This is a genomic window from Flavobacterium nackdongense (genome assembly GCF_004355225.1).
Classification (GTDB): domain Bacteria; phylum Bacteroidota; class Bacteroidia; order Flavobacteriales; family Flavobacteriaceae; genus Flavobacterium; species Flavobacterium nackdongense.
Genome location: NZ_CP037933.1, coordinates 3,310,056 through 3,329,482, shown reverse-complemented (window position 1 = coordinate 3,329,482; position 19,427 = coordinate 3,310,056). Strand labels below are relative to the sequence as shown.

The following is a 19,427-nucleotide window of genomic DNA, read 5'->3' as shown; positions in this document are numbered from 1 at the left end:
GAAAAATATATTAAAAATCGTTTATTTATAAATTTTTATTTGACCTTGTCATTTTCTATCCTATACGACAAAACCATATCGTATTTCAAATATGTTTCACAGAATATAACTTGCAAAAAAAATAAAATTTTTGAACTTTACTTACAAATCTAACATATTAAAATAAAAATAAAAATAATGGTGATAAATTATAAAGCCCTTGAACCAAATAGAATTCAATATATCACCAAAACATGAAGGACTAAATTATTACAAAAACAAACAAAAAACCCTTTCTAACAAAACATTAGAAAGGGTCATATAAATGGACGAGTTTGGACTAAGAAACCAATCCTCTGGAAATCACAATCCGTTGAATCTCTGAAGTTCCCTCATAAATTTGTGTGATTTTCGAATCGCGCATCATTCGTTCTACGTGGTATTCGGCCACATATCCGTTCCCACCGTGAATTTGAACGGCTTCATTTGCTACTTCTAAAGCAATTTCGGAAGCATATAATTTTGCCATCGCGCCCGAATGCGCAATGTCTTTGCCTTCGTCTTTTTCGCAAGCGGCTTTCATAATTAATAATTTGGCTGCAGTAATTTTGACAAACATATCGGCTAATTTGAAGGCTATGGCTTGATGTTTGAATATTTCTTTGCCAAAAGCTTTGCGCTCTTGAGAATATTTCAAAGCCAACTCATAAGCTCCAGTGGCAATGCCTAATGCTTGCGAGGCAATCCCTATTCGCCCCCCATTCAACACATTCATTGCAAAAGTAAAACCGAAACCGTCAGCGCCAATTCTATTTTCTTTGGGAACTTTCACATCATTAAATAATAAGGAATGAGTGTCCGAACCACGAATACCCATCTTTTTTTCTTTAGGACCAATATCAAAACCCGCCCAACCTTTTTCTACAATAAAAGCATTGATTCCTTTATGTCCTTTTTCAACATCGGTTTGAGCGATTACTAAATAAGTAGATGCAGTTCCTCCATTGGTTATCCAGTTTTTTGTTCCATTCAACAAATAATAATCTCCCATATCAATGGCAGTTGTTTTTTGAGAACTAGCATCACTTCCAGCTTCTGGCTCCGACAAACAAAAGGCGCCAATAACCTCTCCTTTGGCAAGTGGAACTAAATATTTCAGTTTTTGTTCTTCGTTGCAATATTTTTCCATTCCAGCACAAACCAGAGAATTATTAACCGACATAATTACTGCTGACGAAGCATCTATTTTAGCGATTTCAGTCATTGCCAAAACATAGGAAATACTATCCAATCCTGAACCGCCATATTTTGGGTCAACCATCATTCCCATAAACCCAAGTTCAGCCATCATTTTTACTTGCTCAGTAGGGAATTTTGAGTGTTCATCACGTTCGATTACACCCGGTAATAGTTCGTTTTGAGCAAAATCTTTGGCAGCTTGCTGAATCATTAAATGCTCTTCGGTAAGATTAAAATCCATAATAATAGTACATATAAAGTTATGATTTTTGTAAAAATTTCAACAAAGATAATTGATTAATTCTGTAAATTTGACCAATGAAAAAAAATAACTACAACGTTATCGGAATTATGTCCGGAACCTCGCTTGATGGGGTGGATTTGGCACATATTCAGTTCCAATTAGACAACACCAAATGGACTTTTGAAATCCTTGAAAGTGAAACCATTGGCTATAGCCAAAGTTGGATTAATCATCTAAAATCGGCGGTGGATTATACTGAAATAGAACTTAGGACATTAAACCGAGACTACACCAAACTGCTTGCTTCGATTATTTCAAATTTCATCGAAAAACATAAAATTGAAAATCTGGATGCAATTTGCTCCCACGGACACACTATTTTGCATCAGCCGCACAATGGTTTCACATTACAAATTGGCAATTTACCCGAGATTGCAACGCTCACGAATCAAACTGTGGTTTGTGATTTTAGAGTGCAGGATGTAAAGCTGGGTGGTCAAGGCGCTCCTTTGGTTCCTATTGGCGACCGCATATTGTTTTCGGATTATGATTATTGTATGAATTTAGGCGGTTTTTCGAATGTGTCTTTCGAACAAAACGGACAAAGAATTGCTTTCGATATTTCGCCAGTGAACACCGTTTTAAATTTTTATGCCAATCAATTGGGATTAAAATACGATGATAAAGGCGGGAATTCAAGAACTGGCATCGTCAATATCGATTTATTAAATGAATTAAACTCCTTGGAATATTACCAACTAAAATTCCCGAAATCATTGGGTTTTGAATTTGTTAAAGAAGTGGTATTGCCAATGATTGAACGCTTTACGATTGCAATTGAGGACAAAATGCGGACATTTACCGAACACCTGGCTTACCAAACTTCTTTGGCCTTACCCACCAAAAAAGGTAGCCTATTGATCACTGGAGGAGGCGCTTATAATGATTTTATTATTGAACGCATTCAATCCTATTTGCCTGAAATGGAAATTATAATTCCGTCAGCCAAAATATTGGAATTCAAAGAAGCCTTAATATTTGCATTACTTGGCGTTTTGAAATTACGAGGGGAAATCAATACTTTGAGCAGTGTTACGGGAGCAAAAATGGATCATAGTGCCGGAGAAATATACAATCCATAGATGCTATTGTTTTCTACTTCTAATAATTTTTAGTACTTTTCAACGTTTTACTTAAGCATCCAAAAATTAAATTTTAAATGAGTTCGACCTTATCTTCTGACCAAAAAAAATCAATAGCCATTTCTATCCTTTTGTACGGAACGCTGTTGCTAATTTTATTCTTCATTCGCTTTTGGCCACCCGCCAATTTAGAAGAATTGGTTGGTACTGGCGGAGGTGGCGGCGGCGTTACCGTGAATTTTGGCGATAGTGATTTTGGCTCAGGTGCCAATTATAACAGCGAGGTTTTGGATGTGAAAAACCAAGCCAAACAAACACCAACAGAAACCACTCCAGACGAATCTATTTTATCACAGGAAAATTCTACCGATGAAACTGTGGTAATTCCGCAGAAAGAAAAACCACTAAAACCAACTCCTGTTTTAAAAGAAGAACCGAAACCGATTGTAGTAAAGCCAAAAGTTTCTAGTACGACCAACGATGCTTTGTCTAGTATAATGAAAGGTTCGAATAAAGGTGGAGATGGCGATGACAAAACCGCGGGAAACAAAGGAAAAGCGAACGGAAGTTTAAGTTCTAATGGCTATTATGGAACCGGTGGCTCAGGAGGCGGAACGGGCGGTGGAAATGGAACTGGTAACGGAATTGGTACAGGAAGCGGTTATGGTGTTGGAAATGGCGGTGGTTATGGTGGCGGAACGGGTTATTCTTTAGGAAATAGAAAAGCGATTTCGAAACCTGCTCCAAAATACACCTGTAATGAAGAGGGGAAAGTTGTTGTTGAAGTTTCTGTCGACAGAAATGGAAGAACAATAAGCGCCATTGCCGGAATAAAAGGATCTACCAATACTGCAAAATGTTTACTAGATCAAGCTAGAATTGCTGCAATGAATACCCGATGGGATGCCAGCACCGATGCACCAGAAAAACAAGTGGGCAAGATTGTTTATAATTTCAATTTGAATTAAAAATTGGGCCACAGGTGGCACAGATTAAACAGATTGATACGGATTTAAAATAGAAAATGCCTCGATAATTTCGAGGCATTTTTGTTTTGTATTGTTTGTCATTTCGACCAATTGGAGACTCGAGCGATAGCGAACAGGCGAAGCAAATCACATTAGTCGCTCTCATTATGTGATTGCTTCGTTCCTCGCAATGACCTTACTTCGGACTCGTAGCAATCACAAACTTCAAATTATTTTTTACACCAATTTGCAACACATCAACTAAATCCTGAACTTGCAGATTAAATGGAATTCGAACAATAACTGTTTGGTCTTTTTCCTTGTTCATTTTTGACATCAAAGTCGTTTCTAATTCTTCAAAGGCGACTGCTTGCTTATCGATATAGAATTTCTTGTCTTCGGTAACAGACAAACTAATGTATTGTTTGTTGGTTTTCTCGTTAGATTTGGCCTTAGGCAAAGCCATTTTAATCACATTCGGATTGGCCAAAGTGGATATAATCAGGAAAAACAACAACAAGAAAAACATAATATCACTCAAAGATGATGTGGCGACTTCGGCGTGGAATCTTCGTTTTCGTTTTATGGACATCGCTATACTTTTTGAATAATATTTACAAATTCTAAAATTTGCTTTTGGATTTTTAGGGCAAAGTTATCCACCTTTCCGTTCAACAAATGGTAGCCACTGTACGCAATAATACCAACCAATAATCCCGCACCACTACTAATCATTTTTTCGTACAATCCTCCGGAGATATTACCAATACTGATATTCTCGGTAACCGAAATGCTGTAAAATATTTTGATAACTCCCGAAATAGTTCCAATGAATCCTAAAGTTGGCGCAATTCCCGCAATGAGGCCGAGTTGTCCCAAATGCTTTTCCATTTCACCAATTTCGATATCGGCAGCGCGATCCATATTCGATTCAATTTCAATAATTGGCCTCCCGATGATAAGAATCCCCTCTTTGATTACGTTTCCTGAGGCAGTATTACTACGTTCCGCAATGGTTCGCGCCATATCTAGCTTACCCGAACGAAGATTGTCTCGCACATCTCGCATCAAAAGTGCATCTATTTTTGATGCTTTTTGAATGTATAGATACCGCTCTATGATTAAATAAAAAGTATAAAGTAATAGTATTGAAATGGGAATCAAGAAGAACCCACCTTTAAAAATAAATTCTAAAACAGAGATTTCATTGGAGGTAGCCACTTTTTCTATGACCACATTGGATGCAGCATTTGCGATAGTATCGGCTTGTACTTGTATTAAACTAAACATATAATAGTATTTTATTCATTAATTCTAAAAAATATTTCAAATTTGCACTAAAGATACTTTTCGATCTAGTATTAAACTAAAAAAATCGAAAATTATTTCAAACAGCCCTTACTTTAATAGAAAAATGAACTATCAGGAAACCATAAACTGGATGTTTAATCAATTGCCAATGTATCAATTACAAGGGGCTTCTGCTTATAAAAAAGATTTGACTAATGCTTACTTATTATCGAATCATCTTGGTAATCCTGAGAACAAGATCAAATGCATTCACGTTGCCGGAACCAATGGCAAAGGTTCTACTTCTCATATGCTCACTTCGATTCTGCAAGAAGCAGGATATACGGTGGGACTTTATACCTCGCCTCATTTAAAAGATTTTCGAGAACGCATCAAGATTAATGGTCCCGAAGCCTCGGGAGAAATTTCCGAAGATTTTGTTTGCGATTTTATCAATGCAAACAAAGATTTTTTTGAAGCTAATGACTTGAGTTTCTTCGAAATGACGGTGGGTTTGGCTTTTGATTATTTTGCCAAAGAAAAAGTAGATATCGCCATTATTGAAGTCGGAATGGGAGGCCGATTGGACGCCACTAATATTATTACGCCCTTAGTGTCAGTTATTACAAATATAGGACTCGATCACACCCAATTTTTAGGCAATACGCTCGCAGCCATAGCTTTTGAAAAAGCTGGCATTATAAAACCCAACATTCCTGTCGTCATCGGGGAATACACTCCAGAAACGCAGCCTGTTTTTTTAGCAAAAGCAACCGAAAACAATGCCGAAATCTATTTCGCATCCGATCTAATTCAAGAAAATTATCCTTCAGATTTAATTGGAGACTACCAAATTCATAACAAAAAAACCGTCGTACAAACCATTGCCATCCTGAACAATCAAAAGGAATTTAAAATTTCTGAAAACCAAATCAAATCAGGACTTCTAAATGTGGTTCGAAATACAGGACTTTTGGGCAGATGGCAACAATTGGGCGAATCACCTAAAATTATCTGCGACACGGCACACAACAAAAATGGATTAGAAATCGTGATGAAACAAATCCAAAAAGAAAAATTCGACACTTTACATATCGTTTTAGGAGTGGTCAACGACAAAGATTTGGATGAAATCTTACCGCTTTTCCCAACGAATGCCATTTATTATTTCTGCAAACCAAATATTCCTCGCGGACTTGAGGTAAAAATGCTACAAGAAAAAGCACAAAAATTCAATCTAAACGGCGAAGTATATAATTCTGTTTCAGAATCTTATGCGCAAGCAGTGCGAAATGCCAAACCGTCTGACTTTATCTATATTGGAGGAAGTACCTTTGTAGTTGCAGAAATTTTATAGTTTTTTCTATATTTTAGTTGTGAATATTAAAAAGTGGTGTATATTTGCACTCGCAATAAGGGCGATTAGCTCAGCTGGTTCAGAGCACCTCGTTTACACCGAGGGGGTCGGGGGTTCGAACCCCTCATCGCCCACAAAACTCCCTAAGAAATTAGGGAGTTTTTTTATTCAAAAGGGTCATTAACTCAGTTGGTTCAGAGTGTCACGTCGACAACGTGGAAGTCGCTGGTTCGAATCCAGTATGACCCACTTCAATACTACCTCTGGCAGGTTTTTAAAATCAAATCCATAACCTGTCTAATTACATCATAGTATGCTAGCATCAAAAAAAATCATCCACTTTCGATGGATGATTTTTGCTTTTTATATACTGCTTACCGTTTTAATTTTCGCTAACACTGCCTCCTGAAGACTCCTCTTTTACCAGTGTTTTTGGGGCTTTATGGTAGTTTACTGAACTTCCGCTTGATGCTTTTGCATCGAGTTTTAAAATAGGACAAACTGAAGTGTTACTGCCGCTAGAAGTTTGTGAAATCACTTCATTAGCCATTAAATCTTTGGCGTTAATTTCGCTGCCGCTAGAGGCAGAAGTTTCCAGTTTCAGAGCTTTTCCACTGGCTTCTACACTGCTGCCACTACTGCTTTCTAAGGCAATTGCATCAGCTTCGACCTCAATGTAGATCTGGCTTCCGCTACTAGAGGACACGTCTAGTTTCTCCGTTTTTAGTATAGTAGCACTTCTAATATTGGAACCGCTACTGGCACTTAACCCATTGATAAAAGGCAATTTCACATGTACCACCGGCGATTTTGTTGCCTCGTAGTTTGTATCCGACTCAATTACTAAAACATTATTTTCGACTTTGGTAATAATGTGTTTCATCAGATTATCATCAGCTTCAACTGCTATTGATTTGTTGGGCGCTTGTTCAACAATTACTTTGATTCCATTACTCACCTTGATATTTTTGAAATCTTGGTTCACCGCTCTAGTTTCATTCGTTCTAGTGCCGCTGCCTTTGAGTCCGCTGCCAATATTATAGGAATTTCCGCAAGAAAAAAGCGACAATGCCATAAGAGCAGCAACAATAAATTTGGTTATTATGGTGATGATTTTTATCATGGCTAATTTGTTTTTATGATTACACCGTCTTTATCTACTGTCAACCCTTTTTTGCTAGCAGTTTCCTTAACTTTAACTACTTTACCATTTACCGTTACCGTTGTAGTAACAATGCTATCTGCAACTTCTTTTGTGTCGATAGTGATATTTTCATTTTCCTCATCGGGACAATTCTGGCATTTTATTTTATCACTTTCTACTTTAAAAAGCTCATTTTCATTAGGATGCCAATAAAAGTAATCGCTATTCGTTTCGTCATATCGTCTTACAGAGTCATCCATTTTCAATAAAGTCCCTAAAGGTAAGAATAATGTGATTTCAATTTCTTGATCACGGAACTTTTCTTTTAAATCGGATAATAAGTAATTGTCGAATACCAATTGGCTTCCAATAACTTTATAGCTATATTTTATTTTTTCGGCTCTTTGTTTGGCTTCGAATAGGGCTTTTCCTTTGGCTTCTTTTTCAATTTGAATATAAGCTGATTTGGTATCCGTTTGTGCAATTCTAAATCGTACATTATTCGAGTAGATGACATCATTTCCTGCAGAATCTATCGTGATTTTGAAATTGTCATTATCATCAATATTCTTGGCAAAATAATCATTATGTTTGAATTTAATCAAAAGCGTGTCTGTTGGATTCAAATTTAAATTTTCTTTCACCACTACTCTACCGTCAACTGCAAAGGCTGATGCTTGCTTTAATCCAATAGCGATGGCTAACGAAACAGCTATTAACCAGATGGCAAGTAGCGTGTATTTTGCAATGTTTCCGATAGATTTCAAGTTCGGAGACAATAATTTGAATCCCAACAATGCCAAGAAAAAGAACGGAATTCCAACAGCAAAAAACATAATCAATCCAAAGATCCAAACCGGATAATCAGTAAAATTGCCGGCTGCAATAAAACCTTGCCAAGGCACCTCGATTATCGATGAAGAACCTAGCGTGAAAACACCAATGAACAAAGCAGCAAGTATAAAAAGTCCAATCATAATCAATAGCACCCCTAAGAATTTGGAAAAAACTCTGAGGACAGCGATGATGAAATCGCCGAGTGAACTTCCCACTTTTTCGGCACCAGTTTTTACACGGTTACCCATTTCATCATAGTTGGCGTTTTTTAATTTTTCTGAAACATTTTCAAATTCTTCTCTTACCTTTTTTTCAATATTCGAAATGGTAACAGGCTCGCCGGTCATTTCTAATTTTTCAGCTGTTGTTTTTGCTTCTGGCATAACAATCCAAAGGATGATGTAAGCCAAAACTCCAGTTCCCCAAGCAAAAAATAGAATTAGGAAAAAGATACGCAACCATACTTTATCGATTCCAAAGTAATGTCCTAAGCCAGCCAGAACTCCGCCCAACATTCCATTGTCTTTATCACGATATAATTTGCGGTTTTGTGAATAGGCGTTTGAAGTGAAATTAGGAGTTGTTTTTCCTGTTTCTTCATCGTCTATTCTATAGTCTTCGGGCTGTCCCATTACGGCGATTACCTCGTCAACATCTTTGAGACCTACAACGTGCTTCTCGGTTTTTTGTTTTTCGGTCAATAATTCCGATACGCGCATTTCGATATCTTTGATGATCTCGTCTTGACCAGATGAGTACGATAAAGAACGTTTTATAGCATCAAAATATCGGGTCAGTTTTTGGTATGCATCTTCATCGATATGGAAGAACATTCCGCCTAAATTTATGTTTACAGTTTTGTTCATGGCTATAGTTTTTGTGTTGTGATTAGGTTTACGGCATCAGACAATTCCGTCCAAGTGCCATTCAATTCGTTTAAAAATGTTTGTCCAATTTCGGTCAAACCATAATACTTTCTCGGTGGACCTGATAGTGATTCTTCCCAACGATAGCTGAGTAATCCGTCGTTTTTCAATCGGGTAAGTAGCGGATAAACCGTTCCCTCCACAACCAATAATTTTGCGTTTTTCAAAGTGTCTAATATTTCCGAAGTATATGCTTCTTTGTCTTTTAGGACAGATAAGATGCAAAACTCAAGAACACCTTTGCGCATTTGGGCTTTTGTGTTTTCAATGTTCATAGCTCTCTTTTTTGTTTTTTTGATTTGATTGTACTGTTCATTTTTTGATTGATGATTTTAATTTTCTGCAATTGTTTTGGTAATCAATCTTATCGGGTCGACTCCACTAAATCGTACGATGTATTGTTCTCCCTCTTCGATAGTAAATGCAATTTTGTATTCGCCTTTTTTATATTTCTTTTTCAGAGGCACCTCGTTCATCCTTTTATCACATACAGAAACACTACAAACATCCTGGGATTCGAGATTAAATTTTAAATGGATATTCATGTCCGATTTTGCAGTAATTTCAAATTGATTATTTTCATTTTTTGTGATATCAATGATCGTATGATCTTGCGCTGATCCTTTGGTTGTGATTGCAACTAAAAGTACTGTGATTAAAAGTAGCTTTTTCATTTTCTGATTGATTAATTGATGATTGATTGATTGATTGATTTAATGTTTCATTTAAGAAATGGTATTGTTAGTGGGTAATTGTATTTTTCTCCGTTTGATGTTTTAACCGAAGCATAAATGATAAGAAAAAATTCGGCTACTTTCATGCCCACAAAAAGTAGAATGGCGATTATGGCTACAATAACAATTCCAGTGATGTTTTCAACACTTAAATGATTTTCCATAAAATCACCATCATTGATTACGGTTTCCAATGGAACATTATTAAAAATTGTAATTAGAATAATAGGAATAGCGATCATTGCCAATACTAATGAATATAGAAAAATACTCAACTGAAAATTCAGCGCCTGTTTTCCGTTATAATCTATAAATTCTGATTTGTCTCTATTGGTACTCCATATCAATAACGGAAAAATATAATTTCCAAAGGGGATGCAATACTGACTTAATGTACTCAAATGAGTAAAAGTGGCGAGGTTCTTATTGTTTGTTGTTTCCATAGTTTAAAAGTATATAGTAATTTCTTATGCAAATATATGTCTAAAAGACAGTATCTTGTATCGCATAGTACCATATATTAACAAAATATTAACATTTGTAATTCAGACCATAGCTTTTTGCAATTACGAAAAGTCAATAAAATCAATACTTACAGCTCGTTTGAGTAAATTAAAGGCGGAACCTGAGTTATGTGTTCGAATTTTGTTATTTTTACAAGAATAAAAAAAAATACATGAAAATAACGGTATCAAAACTCAATTCATTTTTGTTTTTCAAATTGCCATCGGCCTTTATTTGCGGTGTTCGAGTAAAGTTAATCGACGAATCAAAATGCATCGTCAGCGTGAAGCATCGTTGGATCAATCAAAATCCTTTCAACTCGATGTATTTTGCAGTGCAGGCAATGGCGGCTGAATTATCTACTGGAGCACTGGTTATGAAACATATTGAAAACAGTGGCAAAAAGATTTCGATGTTGGTCGCCAACAACAAATCGAATTTTTCTAAAAAAGCAACCGGAAGAATCAGTTTTGTATGTGCCGACGGAAATTTGGCCGCAAAATCAATTCAAGAAGCTGTCGAAACTGGTGAAGGGCGCACCTTTTGGATGAAAGCCATCGGAACTAACGAAAAAGGCGAACAAGTTTCAGAAATGGAATTTGAATGGAGCGTTAAAGCAAAACCAAATAATTAAAATAAAATGAGCCCGATAAAATATCGAGCTCATTAGTATCAAATATTCATTATAAAATTGTCAAAGCCTCCGAGTTCCTTTAAAAACGGGGCTTTTTTTGTCAAATGCAATTTATTATTCTAAAGCTGCCAAATATCTTTCGGCATCCAAAGCCGCCATACAGCCTGTTCCTGCAGCCGTAATCGCCTGACGATAGACGTGGTCCGCGGCATCACCTGCCACAAACACACCCGCCACATCCGTTTTTGAGGTTCCCGGAACATTCACAATATAACCAGTTTCATCGAGAGTCAGATAGTCTTTGAAAATATCGGTGTTTGGTTTGTGTCCAATAGCTGCAAAGAAACCAGTAGCCGGAATATCAAAAACATCGCCTGTGGTTTTATTTTTGGCTTTTACACCCGTAACCACTTGACCATCACCCAAAATCTCTACTGTATCGTGGTTCATCAAGATATTGATATTTTCGGTTTTGCGAACGCGAGCTTCCATAATTTTCGAAGCGCGGAACTTATCACTACGAACCAACATAGTCACTTTAGAACACATTTTAGACAAATAATGTGCTTCCTCGCAAGCAGAATCTCCCGCACCTACTATAACAACCTCTTGATTTCTGTAGAAAAACCCGTCACAAACGGCACAAGCCGAAACGCCACCTCCCATTTTAAGGTAATGTTGTTCAGACTCTAAACCTAAATATTTAGCCGATGCCCCTGTCGAAATAATGACTGTTTCGCAATGCAATTCGATCGTATCATTGATCCAAACTTTATGAACTCCACCACTAAAATCGACTTTTGTGGCCCAACCATCCCGAATATCGGCACCAAAACGTTGTGCCTGCGCTTGCAGCTGCACCATCATTTCAGGCCCTGTAACTCCATCTACATAACCTGGGAAATTTTCCACTTCATTGGTGGTAGTAAGTTGTCCACCAGGTTGCATTCCTTGGTACAAAACTGGATTCATACTAGCTCTAGCGGCATAAATAGCAGCGGTATAACCCGCTGGACCAGAACCTATAATAAGGCATTTTATTTTTTCGACTGTATCAGACATAATGAGTAAAATTAATAATTTCAATAGTTACAAATGTACGGTTTTTATTAAAAACAGAAACGATAAAGCAATTACTTTTAGCTATAGGAACATAATAATTTTTATTTTATTTCTATCCCTTGCAAAAGACCAAAATAAATTTTACATTTGCACTCGCTTTCGGGGTGTAGCGTAGCTCGGTTATCGCGCCTGCTTTGGGAGCAGGAGGCCGCAGGTTCGAATCCTGCCACCCCGACCAAAAGTCGAACAGCAATGTTCGGCTTTTTTTTGTACAAAAAATTTTGTGGTTATAGCGTCCCGCACTGGCGGGAAGGCCGCAGGTTCTCCCGATAGTTTTCGGGACTGCCACCCCGACCAAAAGTCGAACAGCAATGTTCGGCTTTTTTTGTACAAAAAATTTTGTGGTTATAGCGTCCCGCACTGGCGGGAAGGCCGCAGGTTCTCCCGATAGTTTTCGGGACTGCCACCCCGACCAAAAGTCGAACAGCAATGTTCGGCTTTTTTTGTACAAAAAATTTTGTGGTTATAGCGTCCCGCACTGGCGGGAAGGCCGCAGGTTCTCCCGATAGTTTTCGGGACTGCCACCCCGACCAAAAGTCGAACAGCAATGTTCGGCTTTTTTTTGTACAAAAAATTTTGTGGTTATAGCGTCCCGCACTGGCGGGAAGACCGCAGGTTCTCCCGATAGTTTTCGGGACTGCCACCCCGACCAAAAGTCGAACAGCAATGTTCGGCTTTTTTTGTTTAAATATTTCCCAAAAAAAATACAATACCCACGCCATTTTTTATAAAACGATTTGGACTAATCTCAAACTACTCGGGTCGCCTTTGCTAAATTTCTGATAATCGCTCAGTTTTATTCTCAAAAATTATGCTGCCTTGGAAAAAATATTTTGACTATCGCTAATGGATTAGCACTACAATCATTCCATTTTTATATAAAGAATTAATAAGGCAATTTTACTATCTTTATCTTTTCAAAAATAAAGTTGATTTTATATCCATTCACGATGACCTCTAAAGATAAGACTTTCCTAAAGCAATCAAAAACCAAACGCTATTTTAGTTCAATTCTCATTTTAATACTATTTTCTTCTGGTAATTTTCTTTGGAGCCAAAGCCCGATCGTCACAGTGCAAAACGTAACGACTACTCCAAAAGACACTATCATCAAACCCATTCCGATGAAAGTAGTGATCGAAAATCTTGTTGTTGACAGACTTAATAAAAGCCAACGCAATCTGGAAAACAACAATACGATTCGAAACCAAAACATTGTCTTTAATTTAATCAACAAAGAAATTCAAAAAGCAAACAATATTTTAGAACAAGGTATTGACTATAAAGGATTTACAAAAGAAATTAACTTCCTTTTTAAGTTGAAAGATTTTGCGGTAGATGGCATTACGAAAAATAAGAATAAAAGGCAGACCGTCAGAGACCTTACCACTACCTCCATACTATTGAATGAATTAGTAAGCAGAACCGACAATCAAATCGATAGGATCAAAAAAAATAATATTGCATTAAGCCTAATTCAAAAAAAATTAGATTCCCTATCAGCGGACAAAACCATCTATACCTTGCCGCAAGATTCGATTGCAAAAAATAACTACATTCAAAGTCTGCTCCTATTGTCGAAGGATATTGATGAAACCAATAAAAATTTAAAAAATGCTATCGACAGCATCCAAACACTAGAAATTAAAGCCAATGTTTTCAAAAACCGCTTGGATTCAGATATTGTCAAATTAGACCTTCTACGAAAAACGGAATCGGATAGTCTTTTTTCTCGTCGCGTCGATTTTTTTAGTGAAAAAGACATTTTTGAAAAATCATTTACCACAGAATTGTACCGGTCAATGAAGAAAGCATTTCTCGTTTTAACTTTTTATTTTGTAAATAATATTGCCATCATACAGATGCTCGCTTTGTGCCTTCTAGGCTTATATTTTTATTTAATTGTCGTAAAAAGGAAATATAAAAAAGCCCAAATCCATCAAAAATTCCAATATACAGTGGCTATATTCACCGCCCCTTTTGCAACCGCTGTTCTGATAACAATAACCATAGGACAAATTTTAATTCCACCACCGCCTATAGTTTTCTCGGCTATTTTATGGCTGATTGCGGCTATCACGTTAACCTATTTATTAGTTCGGATAAAGGGATTCTTACCCTTAAAAATCTGGTTGGTTTATATGGTATTAGTTTTCCTCATCCTCATTGACGATTTAATTTTGGCCCAAACCCTAGTTGAAACAGTCCTCCTAATCGCGATTGGCCTAGCCGCAACTACATTTGGATTTTACAGAATTTACAGCAAAAACAAAGTCGAAAGTTTACCCCACAAATGGATTGTAATTGCAATGATTGCATTCGAAATCTTTGGGGTTTTGGCAATGATTTTCGGGAATTATAATTTGAGTAAAATTTTAATTTCTATTGGACTTTTCACTGTATTTATTGGACTTCTATCCCTTTATACTTTCCAATTAACCTCGGATATTGTCCGTTTGTCAGACTATATCATCGAATCTGAAACCAAAACTCAAATAAATTTTAGCTTTCAAGAAAATCATAAATACACCAAATGGGGATATTTTTTATTTTTGATCAGTTGGGTTATCATCATAAACAGAAATTCGTATTCTTTTCAAAATCATATCCAACCGCTAGTCGATGCTTTTTCGAAAGAACAATCCCTTGGCTCCTTTACCTATTCCTACCAAAGTATTCTGATCTTCTTTTTTGTCATCATAGCCTCGGTGTACATTTCAAAAATAGTTTCCTTCTTAACATCGCAAACCAAAACGGATACCATTGACAACAACAAAAGTAAACCCCTAGGCAGTGCCATTTTATTAATCAGGATTGCCATAATTAGTATTGGAATTACCTTTGCCTTTGCTATTGCGGGCATTCCTACCGATCGATTAACGGTAATCATTGGAGCTTTAGGAGTAGGTATTGGTTTCGGATTGCAAACCTTGGTCAACAATCTGGTCAGCGGATTGATTATAGCCTTCGAAAAACCTGTAAATATTGATGACATTATTGAAATTAGCGGGCAAACAGGCACCATGAAATCCATTGGCATCCGAAGCAGCGTAGTCACTACTTGGGATGGCGCCGATATTATCATTCCAAATGGCGATATTCTAAGCCAACACATGACCAACTGGACGATGGGCAGTCCGAAAAGACGTTATGAAATCAAAGTGGGTGTAGCCTATGGTACCAATTTAAAACTAGCCCGAACTTTACTCCAAGAGATTTTAGACCAACATTCCTTAATTTTAAAAAAACCAGAACCCCTAATTTGGGTAACACAATTTGGTGACAGTTCTATCGATTTTGTCATTAAGTTTTGGGTGCCTCATTTCAATTATGGCAATGATGTAAAAAGCGATTTAATAATTGAAATCGATGAAATATTCAAACTCAATGATATCGTCATCCCTTTTCCACAGCAAGATGTTTACATTAAAACCAATACTTTAGCACTAAAAGAAGAACAGGAAGAGGCATAAAAAACATTTTTTAATTGATAGTATTATGCAATAATTTGCCATTTGAATATTCGTTTAAAAATTAAAAAATAGTAAGCCTATTCTTTAAAAAAGCAGTATATTTACAATTGGTAAATCACAAAAAAATGCTATGGAAGTTTTTATATTACTAGTAGTTGTTGCTTTTATTTTCTATTTCAAAATTGCTTTAGACTCCAAATTTGACCAAATTGAGAGCAATATTGAAGACAAAATCGATAGAAAATTCAAAGAGTTGTTTAAAAAAATTGACGATTTAAAGGAAACCGAAAAACTTCCGGATAAGGCAAAAATCGCTCCAGAACTAGCAAAACCTCAGGTTATTCCAGAAGAAGTCATACCGCCTGTAGTCTTTGAAAAAACAGATACTTTAGTCTTTCACCCGGTTGAAACAGACAATGAGACTAAAAAAAGGGTCGCTTCAATGGATCAGGAAAAGGTTTCAAAACACCAAGAACAGCCACCCGAGCCCAAAGTCTATGTGCCACAAGAACCAACTAAGACTTTTTGGGAAAACTTCAGGGACAACAATCCCGATTTAGAAAAATTTATTGGAGAAAATCTCATCAATAAAATTGGAATTTTGATTCTGGTTTTGGGAATTAGTTATTTCGTAAAATATGCCATAGACAAAGATTGGATCAACGAACCAGCTCGAGTAGGAATTGGAATGTTATCCGGCGCTTTGATTATGGGAATCGCCCACAAATTGCGTCAAAAATACGCAGCCTTCAGTTCGGTTTTTGTAGCGGGAGCCATTTCGGTTTTCTATTTTACTATTGGGATCGCTTTTCACAGTTATCATCTGTTCGGTCAGACCACTGCCTTTATCATTATGGTGTTGATTACCGTCTTTAGCTGTTTTATTTCACTTTCGTACAACCGAAAAGAACTCGCCGTTTTATCCCTGATTGGTGGTTTTGCGGTGCCGTTTATGGTCAGTACTGGGCAAGGAAATTATGTGGTGTTATTTACCTATATACTGATTCTCGATGTCGGAATTCTGGCATTGGCCTACTATAAAAAGTGGGGGATTATCAACATCTTATCTTACGTTTTTACAGTCATTTTGTATGGCGCTTGGTTGCTCAAAGACCTCGATGAAAAGTCACCACATCAACTTGGAGCACTAGTTTTCGGATTTGCTTTTTACTTGGTATTTATAGTCATTAATATCATCAATAATGTTCGAACCAAAGGTCTTTTCTCTCCAATAGAATTAAGTATTCTCGCCAGCAATACCTTCCTTTTTTATGGAGCCGGAATGCTCGTTTTAGAACAGTACCATCCCGAATTCAAAGGATTATTTACAGCTGCTTTAGGTTTGCTCAATTGTGGTTACGCTTGGTTTTTGTACAAAAAATTTGGTTTAGACAAAACTGCCGTTTATCTGTTGGTAGGATTAACACTGACCTTCATTACCCTAGCAATTCCAATACAATTTGAAGGGAATTTTATCACCTTATTCTGGGCAGCCGAAGCCGTTATGCTGATGTGGTTGGGCCAAAAATCAAAAATAACCTATTATCGATTTGCCTCAATTATTGTCCACGCGTTGATGATTGCGAGTTTATTTATGGATTGGGCAGCAATTTATCGCTCTGAATCCATTCTAAATATAGTATTTAACAAGATTTGCTTAACTGGGCTTTTTGCCGTGGCTTCGCTATTTGTCGTAAACTACTTATTGAAAAATGAAGAAGAAGCCTTAGAGCAATTTGGCTTTGTTTTCAATCCAGTAAAATATCGAAATGCCCTTAGATTGACAGGCATAGTGATCGGTTATTTTGTAGGGATTTACGAAGTTGGTTTCCAAGCCAATACGCATATCACTGGAGCCAATTCTGCCATAACATTGCCTATTGTTTACCATTTGATTTTTAGCGCAGCGGTCTTTTATGGCTTGTGCAAAAGCGAAAACAAAACCAATTCCCAATTGGCTTCACTTATTGCAGTGATTAATATTGTGCTCTTTGCCTTTTGGTTTTCGAATTATGCATTTTATGAGCAAGACCGCTATATCGCAACGGGGATTCAGCAACGAATTGGCTTCTATTTGCATTATATTTCGCTTTTGATAATCCTCTTCTTTGGTTATCAATTGTATCAAATCAATAAAGAAAATCCAGTTTTCGAATTCTTCCAAAAGAAAATCATCATCTGGATAGCTGCTTTTTTCATCATTTATATCGCAAGTACTGAATTGATGCTTCACGGATTGGTTTTTTCAGATTCGCCAACCTGGAAACAAGAAGTTTTTCCAAGCGATAACATTAAAGATACATCAACACAAATCATAAAAACAGGCTATCCCATTCTTTGGGGAATTCTCGCTTTTGTCTTCTTAATAATTGGCATCAAAAAACGCATCAAAAACCTGCGAATCATCGCTTTGTCTTTATTGGGAATTACCATTCTGAAATTATTTTTGTTCGACATCAGCAATGCTTCCGAAACCGGTAAAATCATCGCTTTTATCTTATTGGGAATTCTCATCCTGATTATTTCATTTGTGTACCAAAAAATTAAAATCTTGGTCCAAGACGACCACAAACCCGATGAAACTGAATAAACTCATAGTCATTCTTTTGGCAGCAAACGGTGTATTGGCCCAACACAAAACCACGGCTAAAATCGAAACCGTAAAAGAAAACGGTTTACATAAAATCGTATTGCCACCTGAAATTCGCTCTTTTTCCAAAGAAGAATTGGGCGATTTCCGGATAGTTGACGCCAAAGGAACCGAAATCCCCTATTATATCCTACAAGGAAATACCGAAGGCTATACTCGTAGTTTTTCAGAATGTAAGATCCTTTCGGAAACTAGGATTCCAAAAAGCAAAACAACCCTAATTTTCGAAAATCCAAAAGCTACTATCCACCAAATAGCGCTGTCTATTACCAATTCCGATCTAACAAAAACCTACAGCATCAGCGGCAGCGATGACCAAAAAGAATGGTTCGGACTAATCAATAATTCACTCTTAAAGGATCTCGAAAACAGCCAAGATACCCATGTTTTAAAACTAATCAACATACCGCTTAGCTCCTATCGTTACCTAAAAATAGATTTCAATGACAAGAAAATATTACCCATTAATGTCTTGAAAATTGGTTTTGTCTCCACCGATACCAATAGCGCGATTGTGGATGAAATAACGCCAAACAAAATCAAAATTCAACAAATTCCATCCGAAAAAAAGACCCGAATTAGCATTAATTTCAGGCCTGCCCAAATTGTGAATCAATTGCGTTTTGCAATAAAAAGCCCAAATTTATTCCAACGCCAGGCCAAGATTTATATTTATAAACAAAAGCAAACCAATCGGAAATCGGCTCCGTTTCCAGAGGAACTTTTTACTTTTGAATTAAATTCCAACGCCAAGACTATCGTTACCATTCCGCAACTTTTCGAAAAAGAATGGTTCATCGAAATAGAAAATCAAGACAATCCGCCTCTAACTATAGAAAAAATACAATTATTTCAAAATCAAATAGCCGTCGTCGCCGATTTGAAAGCCAACGAAAAATACAGCGTCACTACCCAAAACCCAAAATTACAAAGTCCAATATACGACCTAGAAAACTTCAAAAACAGCCTAGACCACAACCTACCCGCAGCCAAAATTTACGATATTAAACACCTCAATTCCCACAAAACCAGCCTCGACAATCCTTCAATTTGGCAAAAGCCGTGGTTTATGTGGCTCTGCATCTCTTTGGGCGGACTGACCATTTTGTATTTCACCAGCAGATTAGTAAAGGATATGAAGAATAATACACCAAACTAAATCAATAATTCCTTATTTTTGTTCT

16 protein-coding genes and 3 tRNA genes are annotated in these 19,427 nt (G+C 36.8%); 10 read left to right on the top strand and 9 right to left on the bottom strand.

Annotated features, from left to right (window positions below):
- Positions 1-319 precede the first annotated feature (319 nt).
- Positions 320-1,459 (bottom strand): acyl-CoA dehydrogenase family protein, encoded by a 1,140-nt coding sequence (locus tag E1750_RS14235; RefSeq protein ID WP_133277423.1) that lies wholly within the window; start codon positions 1,457-1,459, stop codon positions 320-322.
- 77 nt (positions 1,460-1,536) lie between these two features.
- On the opposite strand from E1750_RS14235, the gene E1750_RS14230 reads away from it, so the two are divergent.
- Together E1750_RS14230 and E1750_RS14225 are read left to right on the top strand one after the other, a co-directional pair.
- The gene (locus tag E1750_RS14230; protein WP_133277422.1) at positions 1,537-2,604 is read left to right on the top strand and encodes an anhydro-N-acetylmuramic acid kinase; all 1,068 of its coding nucleotides are present in this window, start codon (positions 1,537-1,539) and stop codon (positions 2,602-2,604) included.
- Positions 2,605-2,681: 77 nt separating this feature from the next.
- Positions 2,682-3,572, top strand: a complete 891-nt coding sequence (locus E1750_RS14225; RefSeq protein ID WP_133277421.1) for an energy transducer TonB — start codon at positions 2,682-2,684, stop codon at positions 3,570-3,572.
- A gap of 196 nt (positions 3,573-3,768) precedes the next feature.
- Here the strand turns inward: E1750_RS14225 and E1750_RS14220 are convergent, their stop codons facing one another.
- Entirely contained in the window at positions 3,769-4,164 is a 396-nt protein-coding gene (locus E1750_RS14220) for an ExbD/TolR family protein (protein ID WP_133277420.1), read from the bottom strand.
- Between the two features lie 2 nt (positions 4,165-4,166).
- The gene (locus E1750_RS14215) at positions 4,167-4,862 is read right to left on the bottom strand and encodes a MotA/TolQ/ExbB proton channel family protein (protein WP_133277419.1); all 696 of its coding nucleotides are present in this window, start codon (positions 4,860-4,862) and stop codon (positions 4,167-4,169) included.
- Positions 4,863-4,986: 124 nt separating this feature from the next.
- On the opposite strand from E1750_RS14215, the gene E1750_RS14210 reads away from it, so the two are divergent.
- The 3 genes from E1750_RS14210 (at position 4,987) to E1750_RS14200 (ending at position 6,468) form a co-directional block, all read left to right on the top strand.
- Positions 4,987-6,219 (top strand): bifunctional folylpolyglutamate synthase/dihydrofolate synthase, encoded by a 1,233-nt coding sequence (locus tag E1750_RS14210; protein ID WP_133277418.1) that lies wholly within the window; start codon positions 4,987-4,989, stop codon positions 6,217-6,219.
- A gap of 59 nt (positions 6,220-6,278) precedes the next feature.
- Positions 6,279-6,353 (top strand) — tRNA-Val (locus E1750_RS14205).
- Between the two features lie 40 nt (positions 6,354-6,393).
- Positions 6,394-6,468: transfer RNA gene (locus E1750_RS14200), tRNA-Val, on the top strand.
- 133 nt (positions 6,469-6,601) lie between these two features.
- Here E1750_RS14200 and E1750_RS14195 read toward each other — a convergent pair.
- Genes E1750_RS14195 through E1750_RS14175 form a run of 5 tightly spaced genes read right to left on the bottom strand, consistent with a single transcriptional unit; the run spans position 6,602 to position 10,303 of the window.
- Complete coding sequence (locus E1750_RS14195) at positions 6,602-7,342, bottom strand: head GIN domain-containing protein (RefSeq protein WP_133277417.1); 741 nt, start codon at positions 7,340-7,342, stop codon at positions 6,602-6,604.
- 2 nt (positions 7,343-7,344) lie between these two features.
- Positions 7,345-9,066 carry a PspC domain-containing protein gene (locus E1750_RS14190; protein ID WP_133277416.1) on the bottom strand — a complete coding sequence of 574 codons (1,722 nt, stop codon included), beginning with the start codon at positions 9,064-9,066 and terminating at the stop codon, positions 7,345-7,347.
- A 2-nt stretch (positions 9,067-9,068) separates the two neighbouring features.
- The gene (locus E1750_RS14185) at positions 9,069-9,401 is read right to left on the bottom strand and encodes a PadR family transcriptional regulator (protein ID WP_133277415.1); all 333 of its coding nucleotides are present in this window, start codon (positions 9,399-9,401) and stop codon (positions 9,069-9,071) included.
- A gap of 57 nt (positions 9,402-9,458) precedes the next feature.
- The gene (locus E1750_RS14180; RefSeq protein ID WP_133277414.1) at positions 9,459-9,800 is read right to left on the bottom strand and encodes a hypothetical protein; all 342 of its coding nucleotides are present in this window, start codon (positions 9,798-9,800) and stop codon (positions 9,459-9,461) included.
- A 47-nt stretch (positions 9,801-9,847) separates the two neighbouring features.
- The gene (locus E1750_RS14175; protein WP_133277413.1) at positions 9,848-10,303 is read right to left on the bottom strand and encodes a DUF4870 domain-containing protein; all 456 of its coding nucleotides are present in this window, start codon (positions 10,301-10,303) and stop codon (positions 9,848-9,850) included.
- Positions 10,304-10,536: 233 nt separating this feature from the next.
- Here E1750_RS14175 and E1750_RS14170 point away from each other — a divergent pair, with 233 nt between their 5' ends.
- On the top strand, positions 10,537-10,998 hold the full coding sequence (locus E1750_RS14170; RefSeq protein ID WP_133277412.1) for a DUF4442 domain-containing protein: 462 nt from the start codon (positions 10,537-10,539) through the stop codon (positions 10,996-10,998).
- Positions 10,999-11,112: 114 nt separating this feature from the next.
- On the opposite strand, the gene trxB is transcribed toward E1750_RS14170, so the two are convergent.
- A complete protein-coding gene (gene trxB / locus E1750_RS14165) occupies positions 11,113-12,060 on the bottom strand; it encodes a thioredoxin-disulfide reductase (protein ID WP_133277411.1) in 948 nt (315 codons plus the stop codon).
- 160 nt (positions 12,061-12,220) lie between these two features.
- On the opposite strand from trxB, the gene E1750_RS14160 reads away from it, so the two are divergent.
- From E1750_RS14160 to E1750_RS14145, 4 genes are all read left to right on the top strand, one after another.
- A tRNA-Pro gene (locus tag E1750_RS14160) sits at positions 12,221-12,298 on the top strand.
- Positions 12,299-13,070: 772 nt separating this feature from the next.
- Entirely contained in the window at positions 13,071-15,593 is a 2,523-nt protein-coding gene (locus E1750_RS14155; RefSeq protein ID WP_133277410.1) for a mechanosensitive ion channel domain-containing protein, read from the top strand.
- Positions 15,594-15,723: 130 nt separating this feature from the next.
- On the top strand, positions 15,724-18,183 hold the full coding sequence (locus E1750_RS14150; protein ID WP_133277409.1) for a DUF2339 domain-containing protein: 2,460 nt from the start codon (positions 15,724-15,726) through the stop codon (positions 18,181-18,183).
- On the top strand, positions 18,170-19,402 hold the full coding sequence (locus E1750_RS14145; RefSeq protein WP_133277408.1) for a hypothetical protein: 1,233 nt from the start codon (positions 18,170-18,172) through the stop codon (positions 19,400-19,402). The genes E1750_RS14150 and E1750_RS14145 overlap by 14 nt, the downstream gene beginning before the upstream one ends.
- Positions 19,403-19,427 lie beyond the last annotated feature (25 nt).

Coding starts and splice junctions, on each gene's coding strand:
- E1750_RS14150 (WP_133277409.1), top strand. CDS start 15,724: ATGGAAGTTTTTATATTACTAGTAGTTGTTGCTTTTATTTTCTATTTC.
- E1750_RS14185 (WP_133277415.1), bottom strand. CDS start 9,401: ATGAACATTGAAAACACAAAAGCCCAAATGCGCAAAGGTGTTCTTGAG.
- E1750_RS14145 (WP_133277408.1), top strand. CDS start 18,170: ATGAAACTGAATAAACTCATAGTCATTCTTTTGGCAGCAAACGGTGTA.
- E1750_RS14225 (WP_133277421.1), top strand. CDS start 2,682: ATGAGTTCGACCTTATCTTCTGACCAAAAAAAATCAATAGCCATTTCT.
- E1750_RS14210 (WP_133277418.1), top strand. CDS start 4,987: ATGAACTATCAGGAAACCATAAACTGGATGTTTAATCAATTGCCAATG.
- E1750_RS14190 (WP_133277416.1), bottom strand. CDS start 9,066: ATGAACAAAACTGTAAACATAAATTTAGGCGGAATGTTCTTCCATATC.
- E1750_RS14230 (WP_133277422.1), top strand. CDS start 1,537: ATGAAAAAAAATAACTACAACGTTATCGGAATTATGTCCGGAACCTCG.
- E1750_RS14215 (WP_133277419.1), bottom strand. CDS start 4,862: ATGTTTAGTTTAATACAAGTACAAGCCGATACTATCGCAAATGCTGCA.
- E1750_RS14235 (WP_133277423.1), bottom strand. CDS start 1,459: ATGGATTTTAATCTTACCGAAGAGCATTTAATGATTCAGCAAGCTGCC.
- E1750_RS14180 (WP_133277414.1), bottom strand. CDS start 9,800: ATGAAAAAGCTACTTTTAATCACAGTACTTTTAGTTGCAATCACAACC.
- E1750_RS14175 (WP_133277413.1), bottom strand. CDS start 10,303: ATGGAAACAACAAACAATAAGAACCTCGCCACTTTTACTCATTTGAGT.
- E1750_RS14220 (WP_133277420.1), bottom strand. CDS start 4,164: ATGTCCATAAAACGAAAACGAAGATTCCACGCCGAAGTCGCCACATCA.
- E1750_RS14195 (WP_133277417.1), bottom strand. CDS start 7,342: ATGATAAAAATCATCACCATAATAACCAAATTTATTGTTGCTGCTCTT.
- trxB (WP_133277411.1), bottom strand. CDS start 12,060: ATGTCTGATACAGTCGAAAAAATAAAATGCCTTATTATAGGTTCTGGT.
- E1750_RS14170 (WP_133277412.1), top strand. CDS start 10,537: ATGAAAATAACGGTATCAAAACTCAATTCATTTTTGTTTTTCAAATTG.
- E1750_RS14155 (WP_133277410.1), top strand. CDS start 13,071: ATGACCTCTAAAGATAAGACTTTCCTAAAGCAATCAAAAACCAAACGC.